General features: G+C 68.8%; 6 protein-coding genes and 1 pseudogene. All 7 read right to left on the bottom strand.

What is annotated here, in order from left to right:
- Window positions 1–200, bottom strand: a pseudogene (locus ACJ8AT_RS13035) (esterase family protein); the annotation flags it as partial.
- 3 nt (window positions 201–203) lie between these two features.
- Entirely contained in the window at window positions 204–509 is a 306-nt protein-coding gene (locus ACJ8AT_RS13030) for a hypothetical protein (RefSeq protein WP_407738030.1), read from the bottom strand.
- A gap of 69 nt (window positions 510–578) precedes the next feature.
- Entirely contained in the window at window positions 579–1,085 is a 507-nt protein-coding gene (locus tag ACJ8AT_RS13025; protein WP_407738029.1) for a Mov34/MPN/PAD-1 family protein, read from the bottom strand.
- Complete coding sequence (locus ACJ8AT_RS13020; protein WP_407738028.1) at window positions 1,072–2,904, bottom strand: HesA/MoeB/ThiF family protein; 1,833 nt, start codon at window positions 2,902–2,904, stop codon at window positions 1,072–1,074. The genes ACJ8AT_RS13025 and ACJ8AT_RS13020 overlap by 14 nt, the downstream gene beginning before the upstream one ends.
- Complete coding sequence (locus ACJ8AT_RS13015) at window positions 2,901–3,995, bottom strand: SMODS domain-containing nucleotidyltransferase (RefSeq protein ID WP_407738027.1); 1,095 nt, start codon at window positions 3,993–3,995, stop codon at window positions 2,901–2,903. The genes ACJ8AT_RS13020 and ACJ8AT_RS13015 overlap by 4 nt, the downstream gene beginning before the upstream one ends.
- A gap of 60 nt (window positions 3,996–4,055) precedes the next feature.
- A complete protein-coding gene (locus ACJ8AT_RS13010) occupies window positions 4,056–5,480 on the bottom strand; it encodes a hypothetical protein (protein WP_407738026.1) in 1,425 nt (474 codons plus the stop codon).
- A complete protein-coding gene (locus tag ACJ8AT_RS13005) occupies window positions 5,477–6,091 on the bottom strand; it encodes a hypothetical protein (protein WP_407738025.1) in 615 nt (204 codons plus the stop codon). The genes ACJ8AT_RS13010 and ACJ8AT_RS13005 overlap by 4 nt, the downstream gene beginning before the upstream one ends.
- Window positions 6,092–6,122 lie beyond the last annotated feature (31 nt).

The following is a 6,122-nucleotide window of genomic DNA, read 5'->3' as shown; positions in this document are numbered from 1 at the left end:
GTGTCGCGAGGCAGCGTGAGCGAGTGCGTCCACAGTCCGGGCGCCACCTGCTGCAAGGCGATGGGCTCACTGGACCAGTCCTGGAAGTCCCCCGTCACGGACACGGGGCGGCGCCCGCGCCACACGAAGGTAGCCGTCTCGCCATTGATGACGGGGGTGCCCTCGGTGCGGGCTTTCTTCTCGAGCGTGGTGGCGTCCATGGTTCACCCTAGCTGGATGGCGGACTGGAGGTCCTCGCGCATGGCCTGGGGTTGGGACCAGACCTCCTCGTCGACGCGCTGGTGCACGCCGAGCGCCATGCCCGACGGCAGCGCGCCCGAGGCGGGAAAGAACATCTCCTCCACGAGCGAGCGGACCACGCACAGCTCCTTCACCGACAGGCCCAGCGCGGCCTCGCCGGGAAGGAGCTGGTACCCCGAAGCGAACCACCGCAGCCCACTGCCCACCAGGAGCAGCACTCCGCCCCCGAGCCCCGTGGCGAGGAGGCGGCGCCGTGTCATCTTCAGCATGGGAGCGGACGCTAACCGTCCCCGATGCGCGCTGCCAACCTCACGGCGCGTGGAGTGTCCAAGGCGTTTTCAACCTGGCTCAGCGGGGTCCTGGAGCCGCTGGAGCGGGACGGCGGGCTGACCACTTGGAACGATGTGGACGCTGACCGACCACTTCCCGGCGGGGTCTCCTCCCACGATGAGCAGGATGGGCTCGGGGCAGCGGTAATCGGCGGTGCGTGCGATTCGCCCGAGTTGCTGGAGGTCCGTGTCACTCGGTACCGGCGGGGCATACGGGTGGAAATGCCACTCGCCCAGGTAATGGTCGCCACGTGAGGCCCACCGGCGCTCGAGCCAGGCCTGGAGGCCCTTCATTCCACGCTGGAACGAGCTGGGTCCACGAACCGAGTCCTTGGGAGGACCGGAGGCGGCACCCACCCGGGCACAGTCGAGCCCGGCGGAGTACCTGCCGACGAGGATGCCTCCCGTCTCCCGCCTGCCCGAGGAGCGGCACAGATGGAGGAGCCGGCGGACGGTGGCTCCTGGCACGAGCACCCGGAAGCGCGCATCCACGGAACGGAACTCAAGGGCTGGCATGCGCTTCCACAGGGGACACATGGCTGACTCCACGGAAGCAGTCATCGTGTTCCTCGCGCTCATAGACATCGAGGCGCGCGGCGGGGCGCGTCGCCGTGGCCCGCACTAGCGCCTTCACCGCGATGGCGGCGGCCAACGTCACATCCTCCGCCCGGGCCGGGAAGACGGGATGCCAGCACCCGAGTCCCTCTCTGGGCAGCGCGGTGCGCCGGAGCTCCTCATGCTCCTGGTGGATCCACGACCCGGCCTGCTTCCAGAACTCACCCGACGGGAAGGAGGAGCCCGTGGCGCTGAAGCACAGCAGGCGCCGCGCCCCCACACCAAAGGAGGCGGAGAAGAACAGGCGGGGCCCGTCCCAGGTGTGCTGGCCCAGCACCTCGAGGACCTCGTCCGAAGCGGTGCAGTCCAGGATGGTGTCGCATCGGGAGACGAGCCAGATGCTCCGCGCCGTTTGCTCGTCCAGCGACTTCTTGAAGGCATGGACCCGCAGGTCCGGATTGAGGTTGCGCAGGCGGCGCGCGAGCGCGTCGGCCTTGGAGTACCGCACGTCCGTCACATCGAGCGTGTGGCGCACGAGATTCCCCGCTTCGAGGACATCCCCATCCATGATGACCATGCGGGAGACCCCACCGCGAACGAGCAACTCCGCCATGGCGGAGCCGAGCGTCCCCGCCCCGAGCAGCAACACCCATGAGCTCCGCAGCGGCTCCGGCAGCGCCCCCCGGCTGCGCAGGTCCTCGGGTGCCCAGTTGTCGGTGCGGAGCCAGTCGAGAGGCAGTGAGCGCTCGAACAGATGGACCTGGTCATGGAGCCAGTACGTCCGCTCGTTACGGCGATAGCCGCGCGGAGCCACGTCGCCATGGGCGAAGATGGGCAGCCGAAGCGCCCACCAGTGCATGCGCACGTCCGGCCCGCCCACCTTCTCCGGAATGGGAAAGCCGATGAGACACAGGTGGCGCTCGCCATCGCGGAGCCGCGAGGCGAAGGTCTGAAGCTCCTTCCGGAGGTCCAGTCCCCGGAACCGGAGCGCATGCTCCAACTCGGGCCAGGACGTGGGGGGCGCGTAGGAAGGCAGGATGGGGAGCGAGTCACACCGCATCCACGGCACACGGAAGCGCCGCTTCCGAGGCACCGCGCGGAGCAGATCTCCCCAGCCGGGTGAGAGCAGCTGGCGGCCATCGAGCGATGAAAACGCATTCACGGCGAGCAGCCGCGCGTTTCCAGGCACGGGGAGCAGCTCTACCCATCCCCGGCGCTCCTGGCTCGCCGTCCAGGAGCCGAGCGCCCCGGCCGTCTCGCGGAAGACCACCTGCGGGTTTCCATCCGTGGGCAGGTCGGGCAGTTCGAAAGCGTCACCGGGGGCGAGAAGCAGGCCCCGGGCCGCGGTTTCGAGCCACTCCCGCGCGCCCGCGACGTGCCAGAAGAGCCGCGCCTCCGGACTCCGTGGCTCCTCCGCACGCGTCCTCAATCCGAACGCCGCCAGGCCTGTCTGCAGACACAGCCGCCCTTCCCGCCACGGTCGAGCCGCCGGCCCTGACTGGTTCAAGCGCTGGTGCGGATACGTGTCCTCGAGCCCCCCCTGCTTGGAGGGGAAGACGTCGAGTCGCCCCCGGGGATAGTGCTCGTCGATGAGGACGTACCAGTTCGTCCACTCGGGGATGGCGCTCCCCGAGGTGTCCGCACGCAGGCGCAGGGGAAGGACCCAGCACTGCTCCTCCGGGTCCCAGGACACATCGTCGAGGAGCTCTACCCCGGCCACGCCATCCAGGGCACGGCGGCCCAGGCGGAGCGCGTCCGTCAGCGCGGGAGCGTCTCTCACGCAAACCTACCGGGTCCCACGACTCCAGGCCCGCCGTCGTCGTGGGGCGTGAAGCTAGCCTTCTTCGGGGAGGGGCCGCCATCGGGAGCCCGGGGGAACTTGTCGCCGAAGAGCTCGCGCCACAGCGGCGCCGCGGTCTGCGCATCCGGTGCCTCGAACGCCTTGCGCGCCGTCTTCGCGGCGGCCTCCACCTGCGCATGGAACTTCGCGAAGTCGTCACCGCCGATGCGCGCCATGACGTCCTGATCCACGCCCCGGTCCGGTGCATGGGGAGCCTGCTTCCTGGCAGCATCGGAGGCGTAGCGTCGGCTGAACTGTTCGAGGGTCCGCACCACGCCCTCGGCCACCGAGGAGATGCCGTCCGGGCAGCAGTCGCCGATGAGGTGCTCCAACGGGTAGCTCTTGGGCCGCTCCGGCAGCTCACTGACGTGGACGAGCCGCCACCACTTGAGGGCCTTCACGACGTTGACGAAGTGCTTCGAGCACCGGGCGTTCTTCTGGATCGTCCAGCTCAGCTGTACCAGTGGATGGGTGTCCTGCCACCTGCCAGCCTCCCGGTCCGGAATCCGCAACGGCTCCGTCTTCCACTGCGGGACGCTGCCCTCAGCCATCTTCACGAGAGGCTGCGTCTCTTCCTCGTCGAGACGGAGGACGTCCGCGCTCTCGGTGAGAGAGCTATAGACACCGGCCTCGGCTTCCGCCGGCGCGGCGGTGATGACGAGGTCCATCTCCACTGAGTACATCTCGATGCCAAAGGAGCGGCCCTGCGGCCGGTACTTGTGCTTGTAGTGCCGCTCCAAGAAGGGTTTGAAGCAGTCCATGGCCTGGGAGGGCGTGAATTCGGACTCCTTCATGCGGGTGACGACGATGAGGTCGACATCCGCCCGCTTGCCGTCCTTGGGCCGGACTGCCGTGCGGCGCTTGTAGCTGCCCTGCAGGAACATGCCGACGAACCCTGTCTTGAGCTGCGTATCCGACTTCAGGAGATCCTGGAGCTTGAGGTGCCCGTCGATCATGTCGGCACGCTGGGCCGACGTCGGGCGGATTTCCTTGAGGAAGTCAGCGAAGAATCTGTGAAGAGGAAGTGTCATGGCACCTGGATCACGAACGGCGCGGCACTTGTTACATGCGCATCCTCTTCCGCCCGCAGCTCAGCGCGAAGGTCGGTCCACGAGCCGCACCGCCGGATCCCCCAGCAACGTGTAGTTCGTGACGTCGTGCCGCTCCATCCACAGGTAGGCCCGCTCCTCCACCTGGGGTGCTGGAGACTGGCCGGAAGACCCGGCCACCGCGTCCTCCTGGTAGTGCTTGCGCAACTCCCGGTCCGCTTTCGAGGCGAAACGTGACAGCGCGTGGAGCGCCAGCCCCGCTCGGTAGCCCTCCACCAAGCTCGCGAGCACCTCCTCCAGCCGGTTGGCATGCGTCTGTCCGGTCCGGGGATCGTGAAAGGCGCAGATCCATGCCTGGTCCAGGTGGCCGATGACGGCGAGCGGTCCCTCAGGGTTGGCCAGCGCCGCCTGGGGCAATGCGGCGATGAAGGGCCTCGCCTCCAGGGGACGCGAGCGCTCGACCCCCTCCAGCTCCCACGGGGGCATCAGGCCCGAGCGCACGAGCTGCTCCATCCAGGGCTGGTACACGCTCCGCGCCGGCGTCCCCGCGCCGAAGCAGGCGAAATAGAACCAGATGCCCCCTGGAAGGAACGCCCCCTGGCGGACCTCCTCGGCCGTCAGCACGGTCCGATCGCCCAGCCACATGTTTCCCTGCTCGCGCCGCTGTTCCTCGGCGCTCGCCCAGCCCGAGGGCCTCGCCCCGACGCCATGGCTCAACGTGAAGAGTAGGCCCGGCTCCGGTGCACCGGCCAGTTCCAGCAGCCGCCCCTTGGAGCCCGCGGGCAGTTCTTCCATGAGTACACCGCTCGCCGGAAAGAAGCCCCTCGCGCGCGCCTCCGAGCACCGCCGAGCCACCGGGCTGGTGACGAAGCGATGGCCGCTGCGCACCGGGAGCGACATGTCCTGCGCGGTGAGGAACAGGGCCCGGGCCTTCCGGGGGCGTGCCGCGTCCCGCTCACGGGCCAGCACCTTCGCGACATAGGCCGCGTGGTCCTCCTCGCGCTCGAAGGGCAGGCGTCCCACGAAGCACGAGCCATCCCCTGTCAGCTCCTCCTGCAACTCCAGCGAGAGCTCTTCCAGCGTCCCGGCGAGCAGGACGTAGCGGGCGTGTTCCCGCGAGGAACGGGACGTCGGGTACATCACCTCGTCCACGAAGGCTTGAGCCCTGGCCGCGTCCATCCCCGTCGGAGCGCGGAACACCTCCACCGTCCGGCCCTGCTCCTCCGCGCGGCGCTCGCACAACGGCGACAGGATGCCCTCGAGGCGTCGGCCTCGCTCGGTGTCGGGAACCACGAGCGCCCAGCGCTGTTCCCGCAGAGAGTCGGGCTCGGCGGACATGTTGTACAGGTGGGTGGGCTTCGGCAGGGGGGCTGGGAGCGGCGCCCCCCGCAGGGACTCCGCCGGCAGGGGCGTCTCGACGACGGGTTGCCCATCCCCCGCCCGAGCGAGCAACAGTTGCAGGGTCACTTCTTCCCTCCGGACGCTCCCTTGTCTCCGCCCGTGCGGATGTCGAAAGGAGGCGGGCCGTGCGTCACCCGCGCGCCCTCCGTCTTCACCTGCGCCACGAAGCGGTCGAGCTGCGTGTGCGTTCCCCGGACCCCGAAGAGGATCTGCCGCGAGTCATCCAGCGCAGCATAGGCGGTGAAGCCGCCCTGCTCGTGCGGCCTGACGATGTAGACGTGCCGTCCTTCTTTCGGAGAGCCCTCGAAGAAGGGCTTACCGTCCCACGTCGAGAAGTCCCGTGCCTGGAGGCTCCCGCTGGGGTCTCCCGCGAAGCCTGGCCGGCTGGTGTCGCTCGCCTTGTCTCCCCCCGTGTTGGTGTCGAAAGGAGGCAGGCCATGCGTTACCCGAGCTCCCTCCGACTTCACCTGCGCCACGAAGCGATCGAGCTGCGCGAGCGTTCCCTGGACCACGAAGATGACCTGCTGTCGGTCATCCAGCGCTCCATAGGCGGTGAAGGTCCCCTCCTCGCGCGATTTGACGATGTAGACGTGCCGTCCCTCCTCCGGATGGCCCTCGAAGAACGGCGTGCCATCCCACGTCGAGAAGTCCTGCGTCTCCAGCGACTCACCCTGCATTGGCCCCTCCCTGCTCCACTGAGGCTGCGCG

The sequence above is a fragment of the Hyalangium sp. genome, assembly GCF_045802625.1.
In the GTDB taxonomy this organism is placed as follows: Bacteria; Myxococcota; Myxococcia; order Myxococcales; family Myxococcaceae; genus Hyalangium.
The sequence above is the reverse complement of the archived record's forward strand: the minus strand, read 5'-3'. Positions and strand labels throughout refer to the sequence as shown.